This window comes from Aquimarina litoralis (assembly GCF_039523995.1).
Classification (GTDB): Bacteria; Bacteroidota; Bacteroidia; order Flavobacteriales; family Flavobacteriaceae; genus Aquimarina; species Aquimarina litoralis.
In genome coordinates, this window is sequence record NZ_BAAAGE010000008.1 from 79,323 (window position 1) to 96,286 (window position 16,964).

At 32.7% G+C, this 16,964-nt stretch carries 14 protein-coding genes and 1 other RNA gene; 9 read left to right on the plus strand and 6 right to left on the minus strand.

Annotated elements, in window-relative coordinates; translation table 11 throughout:
• Positions 1 to 30: 30 nt before the first annotated feature.
• From pheT to ABD077_RS24380, 4 genes are all read left to right on the plus strand, one after another.
• Complete coding sequence (gene pheT / locus ABD077_RS24365) at positions 31 to 2,457, plus strand: phenylalanine--tRNA ligase subunit beta (protein ID WP_343914814.1); 2,427 nt, start codon at positions 31 to 33, stop codon at positions 2,455 to 2,457.
• A 168-nt stretch (positions 2,458 to 2,625) separates the two neighbouring features.
• On the plus strand, positions 2,626 to 3,345 hold the full coding sequence (locus ABD077_RS24370) for a hypothetical protein (protein ID WP_343914815.1): 720 nt from the start codon (positions 2,626 to 2,628) through the stop codon (positions 3,343 to 3,345).
• A gap of 10 nt (positions 3,346 to 3,355) precedes the next feature.
• Positions 3,356 to 3,583, plus strand: coding sequence for a putative signal transducing protein (locus ABD077_RS24375; protein WP_343914816.1), 228 nt, complete (start codon positions 3,356 to 3,358; stop codon positions 3,581 to 3,583).
• A gap of 4 nt (positions 3,584 to 3,587) precedes the next feature.
• Positions 3,588 to 3,791 (plus strand): hypothetical protein, encoded by a 204-nt coding sequence (locus ABD077_RS24380; protein WP_343914817.1) that lies wholly within the window; start codon positions 3,588 to 3,590, stop codon positions 3,789 to 3,791.
• A gap of 1 nt (position 3,792) precedes the next feature.
• Here the strand turns inward: ABD077_RS24380 and ABD077_RS24385 are convergent, their stop codons facing one another.
• Together ABD077_RS24385 and ABD077_RS24390 are read right to left on the minus strand one after the other, a co-directional pair.
• Positions 3,793 to 5,355 carry a GMC oxidoreductase gene (locus ABD077_RS24385; RefSeq protein WP_343914818.1) on the minus strand — a complete coding sequence of 521 codons (1,563 nt, stop codon included), beginning with the start codon at positions 5,353 to 5,355 and terminating at the stop codon, positions 3,793 to 3,795.
• Complete coding sequence (locus tag ABD077_RS24390; protein WP_343914819.1) at positions 5,352 to 7,205, minus strand: fatty acid desaturase; 1,854 nt, start codon at positions 7,203 to 7,205, stop codon at positions 5,352 to 5,354. The genes ABD077_RS24385 and ABD077_RS24390 overlap by 4 nt, the downstream gene beginning before the upstream one ends.
• Before the next feature lie 86 nt (positions 7,206 to 7,291).
• Between ABD077_RS24390 and ABD077_RS24395 the strand changes: the two genes are divergently transcribed.
• Positions 7,292 to 7,891: a TetR/AcrR family transcriptional regulator gene (locus ABD077_RS24395; RefSeq protein ID WP_343914820.1), complete on the plus strand. Its 600-nt coding sequence runs from the start codon at positions 7,292 to 7,294 to the stop codon at positions 7,889 to 7,891.
• A 61-nt stretch (positions 7,892 to 7,952) separates the two neighbouring features.
• On the opposite strand, the gene ABD077_RS24400 is transcribed toward ABD077_RS24395, so the two are convergent.
• The gene (locus ABD077_RS24400; protein ID WP_343914821.1) at positions 7,953 to 9,578 is read right to left on the minus strand and encodes an ABC-F family ATP-binding cassette domain-containing protein; all 1,626 of its coding nucleotides are present in this window, start codon (positions 9,576 to 9,578) and stop codon (positions 7,953 to 7,955) included.
• A 315-nt stretch (positions 9,579 to 9,893) separates the two neighbouring features.
• Here ABD077_RS24400 and ABD077_RS24405 point away from each other — a divergent pair, with 315 nt between their 5' ends.
• Positions 9,894 to 11,282 carry a TlpA family protein disulfide reductase gene (locus tag ABD077_RS24405; protein ID WP_343914822.1) on the plus strand — a complete coding sequence of 463 codons (1,389 nt, stop codon included), beginning with the start codon at positions 9,894 to 9,896 and terminating at the stop codon, positions 11,280 to 11,282.
• A gap of 45 nt (positions 11,283 to 11,327) precedes the next feature.
• Here the strand turns inward: ABD077_RS24405 and fsa are convergent, their stop codons facing one another.
• From fsa to ffs, 3 genes are all read right to left on the minus strand, one after another.
• Complete coding sequence (gene fsa, locus ABD077_RS24410; RefSeq protein WP_299610369.1) at positions 11,328 to 11,981, minus strand: fructose-6-phosphate aldolase; 654 nt, start codon at positions 11,979 to 11,981, stop codon at positions 11,328 to 11,330.
• A gap of 74 nt (positions 11,982 to 12,055) precedes the next feature.
• Positions 12,056 to 12,877: an SDR family oxidoreductase gene (locus ABD077_RS24415; RefSeq protein WP_343914823.1), complete on the minus strand. Its 822-nt coding sequence runs from the start codon at positions 12,875 to 12,877 to the stop codon at positions 12,056 to 12,058.
• A gap of 91 nt (positions 12,878 to 12,968) precedes the next feature.
• Positions 12,969 to 13,067, minus strand: an RNA gene (gene ffs / locus ABD077_RS24420) — signal recognition particle sRNA small type.
• Between the two features lie 87 nt (positions 13,068 to 13,154).
• Between ffs and ABD077_RS24425 the strand changes: the two genes are divergently transcribed.
• The 3 genes from ABD077_RS24425 (at position 13,155) to ABD077_RS24435 (ending at position 16,964) form a co-directional block, all read left to right on the plus strand.
• On the plus strand, positions 13,155 to 14,204 hold the full coding sequence (locus tag ABD077_RS24425) for a glutaminyl-peptide cyclotransferase (protein ID WP_343914824.1): 1,050 nt from the start codon (positions 13,155 to 13,157) through the stop codon (positions 14,202 to 14,204).
• A gap of 115 nt (positions 14,205 to 14,319) precedes the next feature.
• Entirely contained in the window at positions 14,320 to 16,083 is a 1,764-nt protein-coding gene (locus ABD077_RS24430; protein ID WP_343914825.1) for a DEAD/DEAH box helicase, read from the plus strand.
• A gap of 116 nt (positions 16,084 to 16,199) precedes the next feature.
• Complete coding sequence (locus ABD077_RS24435; protein WP_343914826.1) at positions 16,200 to 16,964, plus strand: carboxypeptidase-like regulatory domain-containing protein; 765 nt, start codon at positions 16,200 to 16,202, stop codon at positions 16,962 to 16,964.

A 16,964-nucleotide genomic window follows, 5' to 3' on the forward strand; every position in this document is an offset into this window, starting at 1 on the left:
CTTTACGGCCTAATTTCAGAATCATCATTAATGAAAATTTCATATAACTGGCTCAAGCAATTTATTAAGCTTGATTGGGATGCAGTAAAAACTGGAGAACTACTTACGGACTTAGGGCTTGAAATAGAAGGAATAGAGACTTACCAAAGTATTACAGGAGGTTTAGAAGGAGTTGTAGTAGGGCAAGTAATCAGTTGTGCACAGCACACGAATGCGGACAAGCTAAAAGTGACTAAAGTAGATCTAGGAACTGGTGAGCCCGTACAGATTGTATGTGGAGCTCCAAACGTGGCAGAAGGACAAAAGGTGCCTGTTGCTACCATCGGATCCAAGCTTTATGATAGTGAAGGAACAGAATGGACTATCAAAAAAGGTAAAATTCGTGGAGAAGAAAGTCACGGGATGATTTGCGCAGAAGACGAATTAGGGTTAGGCAAAAGTCATGATGGAATTATGGTTCTGGATAAGGATATTCCTGTTGGAACTCCCGCGGCAGATGTTTTTGACATCGAAAATGATCAGATTTTTGAAATTGGGTTAACGCCTAATCGTGCAGACGCAATGAGTCATTGGGGTACTGCAAGAGATCTTAAAGCTGGATTACAACAAAAAGATCTTAATCTAGAATTGATTACTCCTTCAGTAAGTAATTTCAAAATTGATAATAGACTTCACAAATTTGATGTAGAAGTTAAAAATAATGAGTTAGCTCCTAGATATTGTGGAGTTTCCATTTCTGGCTTAAAAGTAGCAGAATCACCAAACTGGCTACAACATCGTCTTAAAGCAATTGGTCTTACGCCAAAAAACAATGTAGTAGACGTTACGAATTATGTCTTGCATGAACTTGGGCAACCATTACATGCTTTTGATGCTAACCGTATCGAAGGAAATAAAATTGAAGTAAAAACATGTAAAGCTGGTACAAAATTTACAACCCTTGATGAAGTAGAAAGAGAATTGCACGAAGAAGATCTTATGATCTGTGATGCAAAGAAACCTCTATGTATCGCAGGAGTTTTTGGTGGTGTCAACTCAGGTGTTACAGAAAGTACAACCTCCATTTTCTTAGAAAGTGCTTATTTTAATCCGGTAAGTGTTAGAAAAACAGCAAAACGTCATGGACTAAACACCGATGCTTCTTTTAGATTTGAAAGAGGTATTGATCCAACGATAACAGAGTATGCTCTAAAAAGAGCTGCATTACTCATTCAAGAATTGGCAGGTGGGGACATTACAAGTGATATTACTGATCTATATCCGAAAAAAATAGAGGATTTTCAGGTATTCTTGTCATTTGAAAACACTACCAAATTAATTGGAGAAGAGCTACCTCAGGAAACAATCAAAGATATTTTGAGCTCTTTAGAAATTAAAGTCAATAGTGTAACTGAAGGAGGATTAGGCCTTACCATTCCATCCTATAGAAATGATGTGCAAAGAGAAGCTGATGTTATCGAAGAAATCCTTCGTGTATATGGTTACAATAATATTAATTTTAGCCAAAAACTAAATGCTTCTGTATCCAATATAGATAAGTTTTCTGACCATACAATTCAGAATACCATTTCTAATCAATTAGTTGGTCAAGGATTTCATGAAATGCTGGCAAATTCTCTTACGTCACCAGAATACATCTCGTTATCAGAGCAATTAAATGCTGATCATAATGTAGAAATGCTAAACCCATTGAGTAATGATTTGGCTGTGTTACGTCAATCTCTATTATTTTCTGGATTGGAAGCAGTTTCTTATAACATTAATAGAAAACGCTCCGACCTTAAACTCTTTGAATTTGGAAAGACGTATCACAATTACGAGAGTGGTAGGATTGAGGATAAACACTTGAGCCTAGTGATCTCTGGAAATAAAACCAGTGAAAGTTGGAAAGTAACCCAAGAGAAAAGTGATTTCTTTTATCTTAAAGCAGTAATAGAAGCTATACTAGATCGATTAGGAATAAAAAAATCCAAAACTTCACCAATTAAAAATGATATCTTTTCTGAAGGAGTTTCTTATCATTTAGGAAAATCAAAACTTGTAGAATTTGGAATCGTAAAAAAATCTGTCTTAAAACACTTTTCTATTTCTCAAGAGGTCTTGTTTGCTGATTTTGATTGGGATACTATTTTAGAATTTGCTAGAAGAAGTAAGATTAAATTTACTGAGATTCCAAAGTTTCCAGAAGTACGAAGAGATTTTGCTTTATTATTGGATAATACCGTTTCTTTTGAGGAAATACATGCAATTGCAAATCAAACTGAAAAGAAACTTCTAAAAAACATTAATCTATTTGATGTGTATGAAGGTAAAAACCTTCCAAAAGGTAAAAAATCTTATGCTGTGAGTTTTACACTACAAGATGAGCATAAAACGCTTACAGATAAGCAAATTGATAAAATAATGAATAAGCTTCAGCATAATTTCGAAAATAAATTAGGAGCTGAATTACGATAAATAAGAAGTTAAACAAATATTCTATAAAAGCCTTTGAATACATCAAAGGCTTTTTTTATTGAAAAAAAACACCAAATAGAAGCATACAATTCAACAGTTGTTAAAAACCATAAAATCTTGGAATCCAGATTCTAAATATTTAATTTAGTAGAGCTAAAGAGAAAGAAAATGATATTCCCTAAAACTAATATTGAACAAAAGCTGGCAAACGTTCGTGCTAAACAGCTAGATGAAACGAATTGGAGATCACAAGTTGAAGCTATTTTTACTAGAGAAAATCAAAAAGATAGCCGAATTCTGGATACATTAGAAAACGGAACACCTATAGAAAAGAATGATTTTATATTTGATTATTTAGATAGTAATAACATCTATCATATCGACCAAATCAAAAAAATATGTATTGATTACAGACTTCGTTTTTTAGCTTCTAAATATTTTAAAGGTAAACTCCCACAAGAAGCATTATCCAAAATAAAAGACCTGGAAAAAACCCACAATCTAGAACTAAAAGGCTTTAAGATAATAGCTCCTTCAAAATTATTTAAGTTAGAAAATGCAGATGATCCCTTATTATTTGCTCCAATGGGTAATGATTACTATTACCTCATACACAAATGGGGAGAAGACCTTCATCCATTTCGAAAATTGATGATGTGGTTTTTTAAAAGCTTCGAAAATCTGATTGTACTTACATTTTTGGTAAGCGTATTATTAACTTTTATGATACCTCAGGGATTATTTAGCAAAGAAAATACCTCTTCAGAATATGTTATGATATTTTTCTTTATGTTTAAATCTGTTGCAGCTGTAGTCTTATTTTATGGATTTGCACTAGGCAAAAACTTTAATACTGCAATTTGGAACAGTAAATATTTTAACGCATAAAGTACCACCTATGTTTTTTGATAGTGAATATGAACGAGTCTATACGGGAAGTTTTATTAACGTACAATTCTTGCAAAACATACTCCAAGACGGAGGTATAAATTCTATTACAAGAGATGATATGAAATCAGGCATGGCAGCTGGTTTTGGTGGTGGAATTCCAGATCACATTCAGCTTTTTGTGAAGAAATCAGATGTAGAAGCAGCTGTTCCTATAATCGAAAAAAGTTTATCTTAGCCTCATGGATGAAACTAACAATAAAACTACCAAAAGTAAATACGATTTGATCATTGGTATTCTTGGAACTTTATTCGGAACATTTAGATTATATCAACACTTACAAGCAGAACCCGTGCAATGGAACTATAGAATTTTACTTGCCATTTCATTTATAGGATATGGTATTTTTCTGTTGTATCGTTACTTTCAAAATAATAAGCAATAGCTTACACATCTGATTTATTCGGTATTTTACTCATTGCCCGCTCTGCTATAGCGGTAATTGATAATGATGGATTTACTCCTGGATTTGCTGAAATCATTGACCCATCACATATATACATGTTTTTATAGCCAAAAACCTGATTATTCTTATCGATCACACCACTTTCTGGGTTATCAGACATTACAGCCCCACCTAATATGTGTGCTGTAGAAGGAATACCTGCTAAAGGTTCTAATCCAAAAACAGTTTCTTTTCCTTTGGTAATTTTGGCATATTGTTTTGCTAACCCTAAAGATTCCGGAATAAATGCGCTTGGTTTATCTCCATCATTTACAGAAGTATTCATTTTCCCAAAAGTATTTAGTCTAAATTTCAGGGTACTATCTAATGTTTGCATAAACAATAAAATTGCTGTGCTCTTGCTCCAATCTTTTACCGTATAAAGTTTTATATATGACAATGGGTTTCTAATAAAACTTGTAACGATTTTTATCACTCTTACTATGGTATTCTTACCATGAGTTAAAGGCAAATGTGACAATCGCCAGAAACCTGAACCTTTTGCATACCTCACAATTTCCAAATGACTATTCTCATCGGTATGAAGTATAGAACCTATTGCCACACCTTTGGACATATCTTTAGTGCCGTTAAGGTTAGTAACACTTATCAAACTTTCATTGTTTGTTCTTATATCTGCTCCTAAATAATCTGATAATCTAGGTAAAGAATGTTTTTTCAATTTTAGCAGAAGTTTTACAGTACCTAATACTCCACCAGAAAAAATAACTCCTTTAGTACGTACTTGTTTTTTTCGAGGAAAATAGCTTGTAGAAGATTTAAAAGTAATGATATATTCATCATTGCTAGGAACTACATCTATTACTTCATTTTCTGCAAGAATCTGAGCTCCTTGCTGTTGTGCTAAATACAAATAATTTTTATCCAGAGTATTTTTAGCGCCAATTCTACAACCAGTCATACAACCTCCACAAAAATTACATCCTGTTCTTTCTGGGCCTTTTCCATTGAAGTATGGATCTGCTACTTTTTTATTTGGAGTGCCAAAAAAAACAGCTACATCGGTTGCAGAAAAATCATTTTTTATGTCCAAACTTGTTGCTAGTTCTTCAAGAGCTTTGTCCCCATCAAACAAGTGGGGATTTTTTTGCGCTCCCAACATCGTTAGCGCTATGTTATAAAATGGAGCTAGTTCGGATTGCCAATCTGCCAAATTTTTCCAACTTCCGGAAACAAAAAAATCCTTTTTGGGAACTGGTAATGTATTTGCATAAACCAGAGAACCTCCTCCTACTCCAGTTCCAGAAATTACCACTACATGCTTGAAAAAAGACATTTTCATGATTCCGAACCATTTTAAAAAAGGTACCCACAACCATTTTCTAAGATTCCAGTTTGTTTTTGGAAAATCTTCAGGACGATACCACTTTCCCTTTTCTATTACTAAAACTTTATACCCTTTTTCGGTTAGTCTTAGTGCACTTACAGACCCACCAAAACCGCTTCCTATAATTATATAATCATATTCCTGTTCGATATTCATAATTTTAATTTTAGATCGGTTTCTGGTGTACACATACAGGTAAGAATATATCCTTGATCAATTTCATTGTCTAGTAATACCATATCCTGATACGGTTTCCACTGCACTTGGCCTTGTAATAATTGTACTTTGCAGGTTCCACAGTCTCCTTTTTTACAGGCATAAGGAAGCTGTTGTTCATTTCGTAATGCGGATTCTAAAATACTTTCGGATTGATCTCCTTCGTATATAAAACTTTGGTCTCTTCCTTCTACTGAGATGCTTTGAGTCTTTCCAGATAGTTTCTCAATATTTTGAGAAAATTCTTCGAAATGAATCAACTTTTTGTTCACCCCTAATGCTGTTAATACTTCTTTTGATGCTTCCATCATAGGTGTTGGACCACAAACATAACAATAAGTATCCTTTGATGTTTCTAGCAAGTAACCTTGTTGTGTTTCTTTATCTAAAAGCTGTAAACTTTTTATATAGGTAAATCGATTAGGATATAAAGACGATAGCTCTTGTAATTCATTAGCGAAAATAATATCTTCATTACTTTTGTTACCATACAATAGTTTCACTTCGTTTTTGGAAGTCCTAAGTACGTATTTTATCATTGATATGATCGGAGTAATTCCACTTCCTCCAGCTATAAAAAGAAATGACTTGTCCAATACTTCTGGTAATAAAAATCTACCGAAAGGACCAGAAACTCTCAACTTTTTATGACTCTTCATATGAGTCACCAGATGATTAGATAACTTCCCTTTAGAAACTTTTTTAACCACTACACTTAGTTTTCCTGTAATCGAATCTTCGCATATAGAATAACACCTACTTATTAATTGATCGCTTACATAATCGGATATTACAACATATTGTCCTGGCAAAAAAGAAAAAGGTATTTGGTCTAGATTCTTAAAAACTATTTTAACCGCATCTTTAGTTTCATTAAACACATTTTCAATTTCCAGTACATAATTCCAAGTCCTTCCGGATATGATATCTTCATACGTATTTTTCTTATCTAACAGAGCTAAATCCTTATTTCTAAAACCTTCTACAATGGACTTTTTTTCAAAAAGTTGTGACTCTACATCTTTAAAACAACTTTTATATTTATAGAAAGGCACTCTAGGGTATAAATGATGAATCAAATGATAACTCTGATATAATGAAACCAATTCTAATCCTGGAATCGTTACAACTCGAGTATTATGATACTTACTTAGGTTATTATGAGGATAATGAGGCAGCCAATCAAAAGAAAATGCCAATATAGGAGCTGCTATCAATGCAGATAAAATGAAAACAAAAAACAATGCACTTCCATATCCCATCACAATTAGTGTACTAATAAGACTAACTATAAAAATCAAAAATAACAGCGACTGATTTTTGATATTTCGCATAGCAGTATTCTTTGTACTATTTTTTCCAAAGGTTAAACCAAAATAATGACCAATTAGCGTAAGACATCTAAAAAAAATGGATAATGGATTACTTCCATTTACATAATGATCAGGATCATGTTCTGGATCATTGGTATGCGCATGGTGTCTCAAATGAATTACGACGAATGCAGAAAATGGAAACAACAAGAAAAAACTAGAGATCCATCCCAGTATATGTTCGATTTTTTCAAATGAGGAAACACCACCTGCTATATTACCATGACTCGCTTCATGCGCTATGGTAAACATTCCGTAAGCTATGGCAGCACCAATAGTAGAAGTCCATATTGGTGAAAAACCATTACTATAAAGTCTCCAAAGCAACACATACCCTAGACATAGAAAGATGAATAAAATTATCGTAGGCCAGGCAACCTTTCCAGAATATTTTTGCCAAACTGCTTGATTTTTCACGTGTCAAATGGTTATGTTTGAAAAAAGATATGTATTTTTTCGAACTATTTAACCAAATATAGTTCGATTTTTACAAATTACCAAGCATGGGAAGAAAATCAATTCATCGAGAAAGAAAAGATAAGAGCAAAAAAGTAGAACAATGGACACAAGCTTTATTGCCTAAACTTAGGAATATCGAGCTTGGAGAGCTTACCATGGATGATCTAGCAAAATTGATGAATAAAAGTAAGTCTACTATTTATCAATACTTTGTTACGAAAGAAGAAATTTTTGAATATGTAACCCAAGTACGTGTGGATCAGCTTAAAGCTTACAAAAGTGAAATTTCTATTGAAATTATGGGTTTAGGTTACCAGTATGAAGCCTTAGCTAAAATATTGGCAGAGGGTGTAAAAGATATTTCTCCTTTTTATCTAAAACAATTACAGATGCACTATCCGAGTGCTTGGGATATCGTAGAACATTTTTTACAAGGCTTACTAAAAGACTTAAAAGAATTTTACGTATTCGGTATTGAAAATAAGATCTTTAAAAACGTATCTCCAGAACTATTGATCAAGCTAGATGAGTACTTCATCATGCAACTAATTACAGATCATACTTTTTTTAATGACCATCAACAAACACTCGAATCTGCCATTAAGGAATATATGTTTGTAAAGTTTGAAGGTTTAGTCCAATAACAAAAAAACACCTACTTCTTGTAGATGTTTTTTCTAGAATATTTTTTTCAAAAGCTGTTTATTAAACATTCACAGCATACATTTTTTCTCGTAATTCCTTGATCTTTTTATCGCTCATATACTCATCAAAAGTAGTATAACGATCTATCACTCCGTTAGGTGTTAATTCTATCACTCGATTAGCAACTGTTTGTGCAAACTCATGGTCATGGGTTGTGAACAATATAGTTCCTTTAAAGTTCTTAAGTGAATTATTAAAGGCAGTAATAGATTCCAGGTCTAAGTGGTTGGTAGGTTCATCTAACATTAGAACATTTGCTCTTGTCATCATCATTTTAGATAACATACATCTTACCTTTTCCCCTCCCGACAATACGTTTGATTTTTTTAGAGCCTCTTCTCCACTAAAAATCATTTTTCCTAGAAATCCTCTAATGTAAACTTCTTCACGTTCTTCTTCGGTAGTAGCCCACTGACGTAACCAATCTACTAAATTCAGGTCATTTTGAAAATACTCGCTATTATCAGCTGGCAAGTACGATTGTGAAGTGGTAACACCCCATGAGAATTTACCATCGTCGGCTTTTTGTTTGTCATTTAAAATCTGATAAAAAGCAGTGGTTGCTCGAGAATCTTTTGAAAAAACTACAACTTTATCTCCTTTTGCCAGATTGATATCTACTCCTTTGAATAATATATCTCCTTCTACGCTCGCTGCTAATCCTTCTACATTTAGAATTTGATCTCCTGCTTCTCTATCTCTCTCAAAAATAATTGCTGGATAACGACGGCTAGAAGGTTTAATATCTTCAATATTTAATTTCTCGATCATTTTCTTACGAGAAGTTGCTTGTTTTGATTTAGCAACATTGGCACTAAAACGAGCAATAAATTCCTGAAGCTCTTTCTTTTTCTCCTCTGCCTTTTTATTTTGTTGTGCCCTCTGTCTTGCTGCTAATTGCGAAGATTCATACCAAAAAGTATAGTTACCACTATAATTATTAATTTTTCCGAAATCAATATCCGAAATATGAGTACACACAGAATCTAAGAAGTGACGGTCGTGAGAAACCACAATCACTGTATTATCATAATTAGCTAAAAAGTTTTCTAACCACGAAATTGTTTCATAATCAAGATCATTCGTTGGCTCATCCATTATCAGAACATCTGGATTACCAAACAAACACTGTGCAAGAAGCACTCGTACTCTTTGCTTTGTATCAAGATCAGCCATACTTGTATAATGTAGGTCTTCTTTAATACCTAAATTAGAAAGCATGGTTGCAGCATCACTATCCGCATTCCATCCATTCATTTCTTCAAACTGCACTTGAAGCTCTCCAATCTTTTCTGCATTTTCATCGGTATAATCAGCATATAATGCATCGATTTCCGTTTTGATTTTATACAATTCTTTATTTCCCATGATTACAGTCTCCAAAACTGTATGTTCATCATAAGCATAGTGATTCTGCTCTAAAACCGACATCCGCTTACCTGGTTCTAAATGTACATGCCCAGAAGTAGGCTCATTTGTCCCAGAAAGAATTTTTAGAAATGTAGACTTTCCTGCTCCATTAGCCCCGATAATACCATAACAGTTACCCTGGGAAAAGGTGGTATTTACTTCATCAAATAAAACCCGCTTACCGAATTGTACTGAAAGATTAGAAACTGATAACATAGTAATAAATTGTATTTTCGGCAAAAGTAGAAAAATGGATTCAAACCCTAAAAGAATACTTAGGTATTTTAAATAGTATTTTATAATAAAAAATCAATTAAAAAAGAACACAAACTGCTTTTCTATAATTCTTAGATATACGCTAATAATAACACAATTAACGTATTCTTAACAAGTCAGAAAAGTCTTTCCTTTTATTTTTGAATGTTTGTCAGTATAATAATAGCGCCCAAAATGTTTTTCTTCAGACTAAAGTATCTTTTTTTTATCTGTATATCTAGTTGTTGTTTATTTAGTTGTGACTCTACTGAAGAAGTGACAAATAATCATGTATACTTAGGCGGAGAAATTGTAAATCCGAATACGGATTATGTAGTTCTTTTTAAAGGTGATGATTATCAAGACACAATTTATTTAGACAAGAACAATCGATTTCTACATAAGATAGAGAATATTAAAGACGGGTTATACTCCTTTAGACATAATCCAGAATATCAATTAATTCTGTTAGAAAAAGGTGACAGTATTTTAATGCGTTTAAATACTTTAGAATTTGATGAATCTCTTGTTTTCACGGGTAAAGGTTCACGAAAAAACAATTTCTTAATTGATATGTTTTTACAAAATGAAAGTGAACGAAATCGATTATCGAATAGAAGATATACCTTAAGACCAAAAGCATTTAAGAAAGAACAGGATTCATTATTAGATTTGAGACTGCAAAGATTCACCAGTCTGACGGACAAATACCCACTTAGTGATCTCGCTACCAAAATATGCAAGTCTAGTTTTGAATATGATTTCTTTTCTAGATATGAAATGTACCTGTATAGATATCAATATTCTAGACTCAAGAATAGAAATATTGCAAATGAAATTCCTAAAAACTTTTTTGAATATAGAGATCTCGTCAATTATAATGAAGATGATTTGATGAGATTATACTCCTACAACAGATTCTTAAATCACTATTTTACTAATTCTTCATATACCAAGTATATGAATCAAAAATCTTTCTCTAAAAATAAGGTTGAATATACCATGTATAAGCTTGATCTTGTAGACAGTGTTATACAGCAATCTTATATTAAGAATAACTTACTAAGAGGTATTACTACCAATTTTATATTGGATAACAAAAATGATTACACCTCTCAGAAAGTATTAGATCATTATTTATCAATTAGTAGTAATAAAAAATTTCAGAAAGAACTTAAAAAATTGGCAAAAGCAACAGCTAGATTAAAACCTAATAATATTATTCCGGATCAAGATCTTATATCCTCTAATGGTGAGATGACCAAATTGTCTGAACTTTTTGAAAAGCCAGTTACGGCACTTTATTTTTGGTCTATCGAAAGAAAAGATCATTATGTAAAAGCCCATAAAAAAACAACTCACTTAAGTAAAGTATATCCAGATATTGATTTTATCGCTATTAATACAGATGACGAACAAACGGATAACTGGTTAAAAACGATTAAACGACATAACTACAATCTGGAAAATGAATATGAATTTAAGTTTCCAAAATGTTCTTCGGATGAATTAGTAATTCATTATACTAATAAAGTAATTCTGGTAAATCAAGAAGGGAAAATAATTAACCCTAATGCAGATCTATTTTCTTCGTTTTTTGAAAAACAGTTAATGAATTATAGCAGAATGGCGAGTATTGATAAACAAAAAACTGTTCTCGATTAAAAGAACAGTTTTTATAAAGTGTTGATTTTATACTATACTAGAAATCTAGTTTCCTTTTTTATAGTCCGCTAAGAATTTTGCTAAACCAATATCAGTTAAAGGGTGTTTTAATAATCCTTCGATAGATGAAAGAGGTCCTGTCATTACATCTGCTCCAATTTTTGCACAATCAATTACGTGCATTGTATGTCTTACAGAAGCTGCTAATATTTGAGTATCGAAGTTATAGTTATCATACACCATTCTTATTTCTGCGATTAGGTTAAGACCATCTGTAGAAATATCATCTAATCTTCCTATAAATGGAGAAACATATGTTGCTCCTGCTTTTGCTGCTAATAAAGCTTGTCCTACAGAAAACACTAATGTACAATTTGTTTTAATACCCTTATCACTAAAGTATTTTATCGCTTTTACTCCTTCTTTGATCATAGGTACTTTTACAATAATCTGGTCATGAAGTTTTGCTAACTCCTCTCCTTCTTTTACGATACCTTCAAAATCGGTAGAGATTACCTCGGCACTTACGTCTCCAGTTACTATATCACATATTTTTTTATAATGTTCTATAATATTATCCTTTCCTGTGATACCTTCTTTCGCCATTAAAGATGGGTTTGTAGTTACTCCATCCAGTACTCCAAGATCTTGTGCTTCTTTAATCTGATCAAGGTTAGCAGTATCAATAAAAAACTTCATATTGTTGTGTTTAGATTTATGATTATTTGTTGAAATTCTTTTTCTATATGATTCTCTTTTAGAATCGGGCAAAATTACAATTTATAATGATTCATTAGTAATTTCTCATATACTTTATCTGGCAAAACTCTTTTTAAAACGATAGAAAACTTTTGCATAAACGCTCCTACTTTATAATGCACTTTAGGTCTATCTGTATTAATTATATGATATACCGCTTTAGCCATTTCATTCGGATCCATTCCTTCATCTACATGTTCATCCATTAACTTTAGAGAATCTCCATATGTTTTTTCGTATGGAGAACCTTCAACTACAGGTGCGTGATATCTTCCTGCAGCAATATTAGTTGCAAAATCACCGGGAGCTATATTGGTCATTTCGATATTAAAGGCTTTTAGCTCCATTCTCCAAGCCTCTGTAGTTACCTCGAGAGCAGCTTTAGAAGCACTATACACACCCCTAAACGGCAATCCCATATATCCAGCGATAGATGTAATATTGATAATTAAACCACTATTTTGTTTTCGCATTATAGGTAATACCGATTTGGCTACATTTAGAGGCCCAAAATAATTGGTAGTAAAATTATTAATGATCTCTTCTTCTGGAATTTCTTCCATAGGTCCTGTAACCCCTGCACCTGCATTATTGATCAAAACATCTAATCGTTCTTGTTCTTTTTGAATGGTATTTACTGCATTAGCAATACTATTCTTATCAGCAACATCTAATTGTAATAAGCGAAAATCATTGAAATCTTTGTAACGAGAAGGGTTTCTACTGGTTCCGTAAACCACATATCCTCTAGTCGAAAGAAATTGCCCTATGGATTTTCCAATTCCTGATGAGCCACCTGTTATTAAAACAACTTTAGCGTTTTGATTTGTATTCATATTGGCAAATATACATCTGGATTTACGATTTATGAATTTAGAAGAACGAAATAAACGAAAACATTTAGAAAAGATAACTTTTGCGTACAAAAAAAGGCAAGCTACCTACATCACACCGCTACGACCGTATACCTTTGCTGCGTTCCCGCCCTGGAGGATTCAACAGGAGCTGGTTGTGTAGGACTTGCCGCTGCAAAGATACAATCTTTACTATATAAAACAATGATTTTTTAAACCCAATTAAAATAAATATCTTGCTCTAAATATTTCCAATATCATGAACAACCGTAACCTATTCGTCATCATAGTATTATGTTTTTTAACCTTTGCATGTGGAAGTAATGCTGATGCGAAAAAAAAACAATTTTCGATAAAAATTGATGGTGATAAGTCCAAATTTAAGCTTGGAGAAACCGTAAAAGCAAGTATTCTTAATCCTAAAAAGATAGAAATTGACTCCGTAACTTACTTTTTTGAAGATACCAAACTCACCACTACTGATAAAACATTATTAGTAGAAAAAATTGATGATGAAAGATTAGGAAAACATCTTTTAAAAGCTATTGTATATTTTGATGGTAAGGAAGAAGATATTTATAAAAAAATAACTTTTTATAATAACAAACCTCCGAAACTATACAAATATAAGATCATCGCAGAATACCCTCATGATCAAACAGCATTTACCCAAGGATTAGAATTTGTAGGAGATACCCTTTATGAGAGTACTGGTAAAAATGGCTTTTCTTCTTTGAGAAAAGTAAATTATACTACTGGAGAAGTACTGATAAAGAAAGATATTGACAAAAAATATTTTGCAGAAGGTATCACTATTATTAAGGACAACATCTATCAATTAACTTGGCAATCTAAAGAAGGATTTATATATAATCTTAGCTCTTTAGATAAAACAGGAGGGTTTACCTATAATAAAAGTAAAGAAGGATGGGGACTGTGTAATGATGGAACTCATATATACAAAAGTGATGGTACCGAAAAAATCTGGGTATTAGATCCAAAAGACCTATCCGAAAAATCATATATCGAAGTTACTACTCATAATAAGGTTAAATCTAAGTTTAACGAATTGGAATGGATTGATGGGAAAATCTATGCGAATACTTGGCAAAAAGATGGTATTGCAATTATTAATCCTAAAAATGGAGCGCTAGAAGCTGTTATTAATTTATCTGGATTAAGGGAAAAAGTGAGTCAGCATGAAAATTTAGATGTATTAAATGGTATTGCCTACAAAAAAGATACAAAGCAATTATTTGTTACAGGAAAAAACTGGGACAAACTTTTTGAAATAGAGATCATTAAATAAAAAAATGATTTCCTGCTTGGTGATCAAAAACATTCTTTTTGTCACATCAGAATAAGTACTCCGTTATTATTATAGACAGATAATAAACCGTACCTTTGCGGCTTATTTTAGATATATGAATAAATTTGAAGCATTAGGCCTCGGAGAAGCTATAATAAAAGCAGTGAATGAAATGGGGTTTGAGACCCCTAGTGAAGTACAGGAGAAGGCTATCCCTATTTTGCTTAGTGAAGATACTGATATTGTCGCATTAGCGCAAACAGGAACAGGAAAAACTGCTGCCTTTGGTTTTCCTTTAATTGAAAAAATCGATGTAAACAGTAGAATTACACAAGGACTTATCCTATCTCCCACTCGGGAACTTTGTTTACAAATTACAAACGAGTTAAAAAACTACGCTAAATTTTGTAACGGACTACGAACCGTTGCCATTTATGGTGGTGCCAGCATTCAGGAACAAGCTAAGGAGATCAAGCGTGGTGCTCAAATAATTGTTGCTACTCCTGGAAGAATGCAAGATATGATTAACCGTAAAATGGTTAACATTTCTAATATTGGATATTGCGTATTAGATGAGGCAGATGAAATGTTAAACATGGGATTTTATGAAGATATCAATTCCATTCTTGCGCATACACCAGAAGACAAAAATACTTGGTTATTTTCTGCTACCATGCCTAAAGAGGTAGCTACTATAGCCAAACGTTTTATGAATGACCCAAAAGAAATAACGGTTGGACATAAAAATACAGGTTCTAAAAATGTATCTCATGAGTATTACGTTGTAAATTCCAGAGATCGTTATGCTGCTTTAAAAAGATTAGCAGATGCAAATCCTGATATTTTTTCAGTGATCTTTTGTAGAACCAAAAGAGACACTCAAAAAGTAGCAGAAAATCTTATCACAGATGGATACAATGCTGCTGCGCTGCATGGTGATTTAAGCCAAAATCAACGAGATTTGGTAATGAAAAGTTTTCGTAACCGCCAGATACAAATGTTAGTTGCAACGGATGTTGCTGCTCGTGGAATTGATGTTGATGATGTTACCCATGTAATTAATTATCAATTACCAGATGAAATAGAAACCTATACACATAGAAGTGGAAGAACAGGTCGTGCTGGAAAAAGTGGTGTTTCTATGGTAATCGTTTCAAAAAGTGAACTTAGGAAAATTAAGTCTGTAGAACGCATCATCAAAAAGAAGTTTGAGGAAAAAGAAATACCTAGTGGAGAAGAAATTTGCCAAGTACAGTTATTTCATCTTGCCAACGATATTGCAAAATCAGAAATAAATCACGAAATTGATAGCTACTTGCCATCAATAAATGAAGTACTAGAAGATTTTTCGAAAGAAGAATTGGTAAAAAAATTCTTCTCTGTAGAATTCTCTCGCTTCCATAATTATTACAAAAAGGCAAAGGATCTAAATGTATCCAGAGATAGTGGAGACAGTTCTAGAGACAGAGATGGTAGTACACGTTACTTTATTAATGTAGGAGAAAAAGATGGTTTCGATTGGATGACTTTAAAAGATTTTCTAAAAGAAACTTTAGGATTAGGAAGAGATGGTGTAAGTCGTGTAGATGTAAAAGAAAGTTTTTCATTTTTCAATACTGAGTCTGAGCATCAAGATATGATTCTTGCTGTTTTTGAAGATTTTAGAATGGAAGGTAGAAAAGTGAACGTAGAGATCTCTAAAGACTCTGGTAGAAATAGAGGAAAGCGACGAAGAGATAACAACGGAGGAGGTTTTAAAGGAAAAAGAAGAAGCGAAGGTTTTAAACCAAAAGGAAGAAATCGACGTGACCAAAAAAGTAGTGATAAAGGAAATAATAACGGAAGAAGAGATCGAAGAAAACGTAGTGATCGAAGGTAATTTTTTTATGAATTAACTAAACTATATGATTTTTGGTCCGATTTTTATGTTATGTTCGTATAGAACAGCCGTCATATTAGATAGAGTTGATCATTAATTATTAAAAAAGGGAGCTTTTGAAAAAAATTTTATTCTACATAACGCTTGTTGTAAGTATTGGAATATATGCTCAGGAAACTGATCCTGAAACTGTATCCGGACAAGTTCTTAATGCCTCTACGGATATTAAATTACAAAATGTTCACGTGGTAAATTTAAGTCAGGTAATAGGTACTATCTCTGACAAAGAAGGAAATTTTGAGATTAAAGCAAAAGTTAATGACACCTTATATTTTACCTACATAGGATACAAAGCGCTTAGAGTTAGAGTAACGAATGACTGGAAAAAGTTTGGGGATGTTAAAATTAAAATGACAGAACTTGGAATAGCTCTAGAAGAAGTTGTAGTAGCGGATGTTCAGTTAACTGGTTATTTAGAGATTGATGCTAAAAAAATCCCGGTTTACAATAATTATAGATACAGTATTTCGGGATTAAATTCTGGTTATGAAGGAGGAAGTAAACAGCCAGGAGCCGTGAATAAGGTTCTGGGTGCTATTTTTAATCCTGCAGATTTTCTTTATAATATTTTTAGTAAACGATCAAATGAACTTCGGAAACTTAGAAAGATGAAGAAAGATGATGAGATCAGAAATCTGTTAGAGTCTAAATTTGATCGTGCTACTCTTATGGCGTTATTGCAAGTAGAGCGTTTAGACATTGATGAAATTTTACGCAACTGTAATTACTCGGCAGACTTCATAAAATTTGCCAACGATCTTCAAATACTTGATGCTATTAGCGATTGCTACGAGGAATATAAAGTTCTGGATAGGAAATAA

Excerpts from the sequence above, each read along its gene's own strand:
- ABD077_RS24425 (WP_343914824.1), top strand. The coding sequence starts at position 13,155 with ATGAACAACCGTAACCTATTCGTCATCATAGTATTATGTTTTTTAACC.
- fsa (WP_299610369.1), bottom strand. The coding sequence starts at position 11,981 with ATGAAGTTTTTTATTGATACTGCTAACCTTGATCAGATTAAAGAAGCA.
- ABD077_RS24395 (WP_343914820.1), top strand. The coding sequence starts at position 7,292 with ATGGGAAGAAAATCAATTCATCGAGAAAGAAAAGATAAGAGCAAAAAA.
- pheT (WP_343914814.1), top strand. The coding sequence starts at position 31 with ATGAAAATTTCATATAACTGGCTCAAGCAATTTATTAAGCTTGATTGG.
- ABD077_RS24370 (WP_343914815.1), top strand. The coding sequence starts at position 2,626 with ATGATATTCCCTAAAACTAATATTGAACAAAAGCTGGCAAACGTTCGT.
- ABD077_RS24415 (WP_343914823.1), bottom strand. The coding sequence starts at position 12,877 with ATGAATACAAATCAAAACGCTAAAGTTGTTTTAATAACAGGTGGCTCA.
- ABD077_RS24400 (WP_343914821.1), bottom strand. The coding sequence starts at position 9,578 with ATGTTATCAGTTTCTAATCTTTCAGTACAATTCGGTAAGCGGGTTTTA.
- ABD077_RS24385 (WP_343914818.1), bottom strand. The coding sequence starts at position 5,355 with ATGAATATCGAACAGGAATATGATTATATAATTATAGGAAGCGGTTTT.
- ABD077_RS24375 (WP_343914816.1), top strand. The coding sequence starts at position 3,356 with ATGTTTTTTGATAGTGAATATGAACGAGTCTATACGGGAAGTTTTATT.
- ABD077_RS24380 (WP_343914817.1), top strand. The coding sequence starts at position 3,588 with ATGGATGAAACTAACAATAAAACTACCAAAAGTAAATACGATTTGATC.
- ABD077_RS24430 (WP_343914825.1), top strand. The coding sequence starts at position 14,320 with ATGAATAAATTTGAAGCATTAGGCCTCGGAGAAGCTATAATAAAAGCA.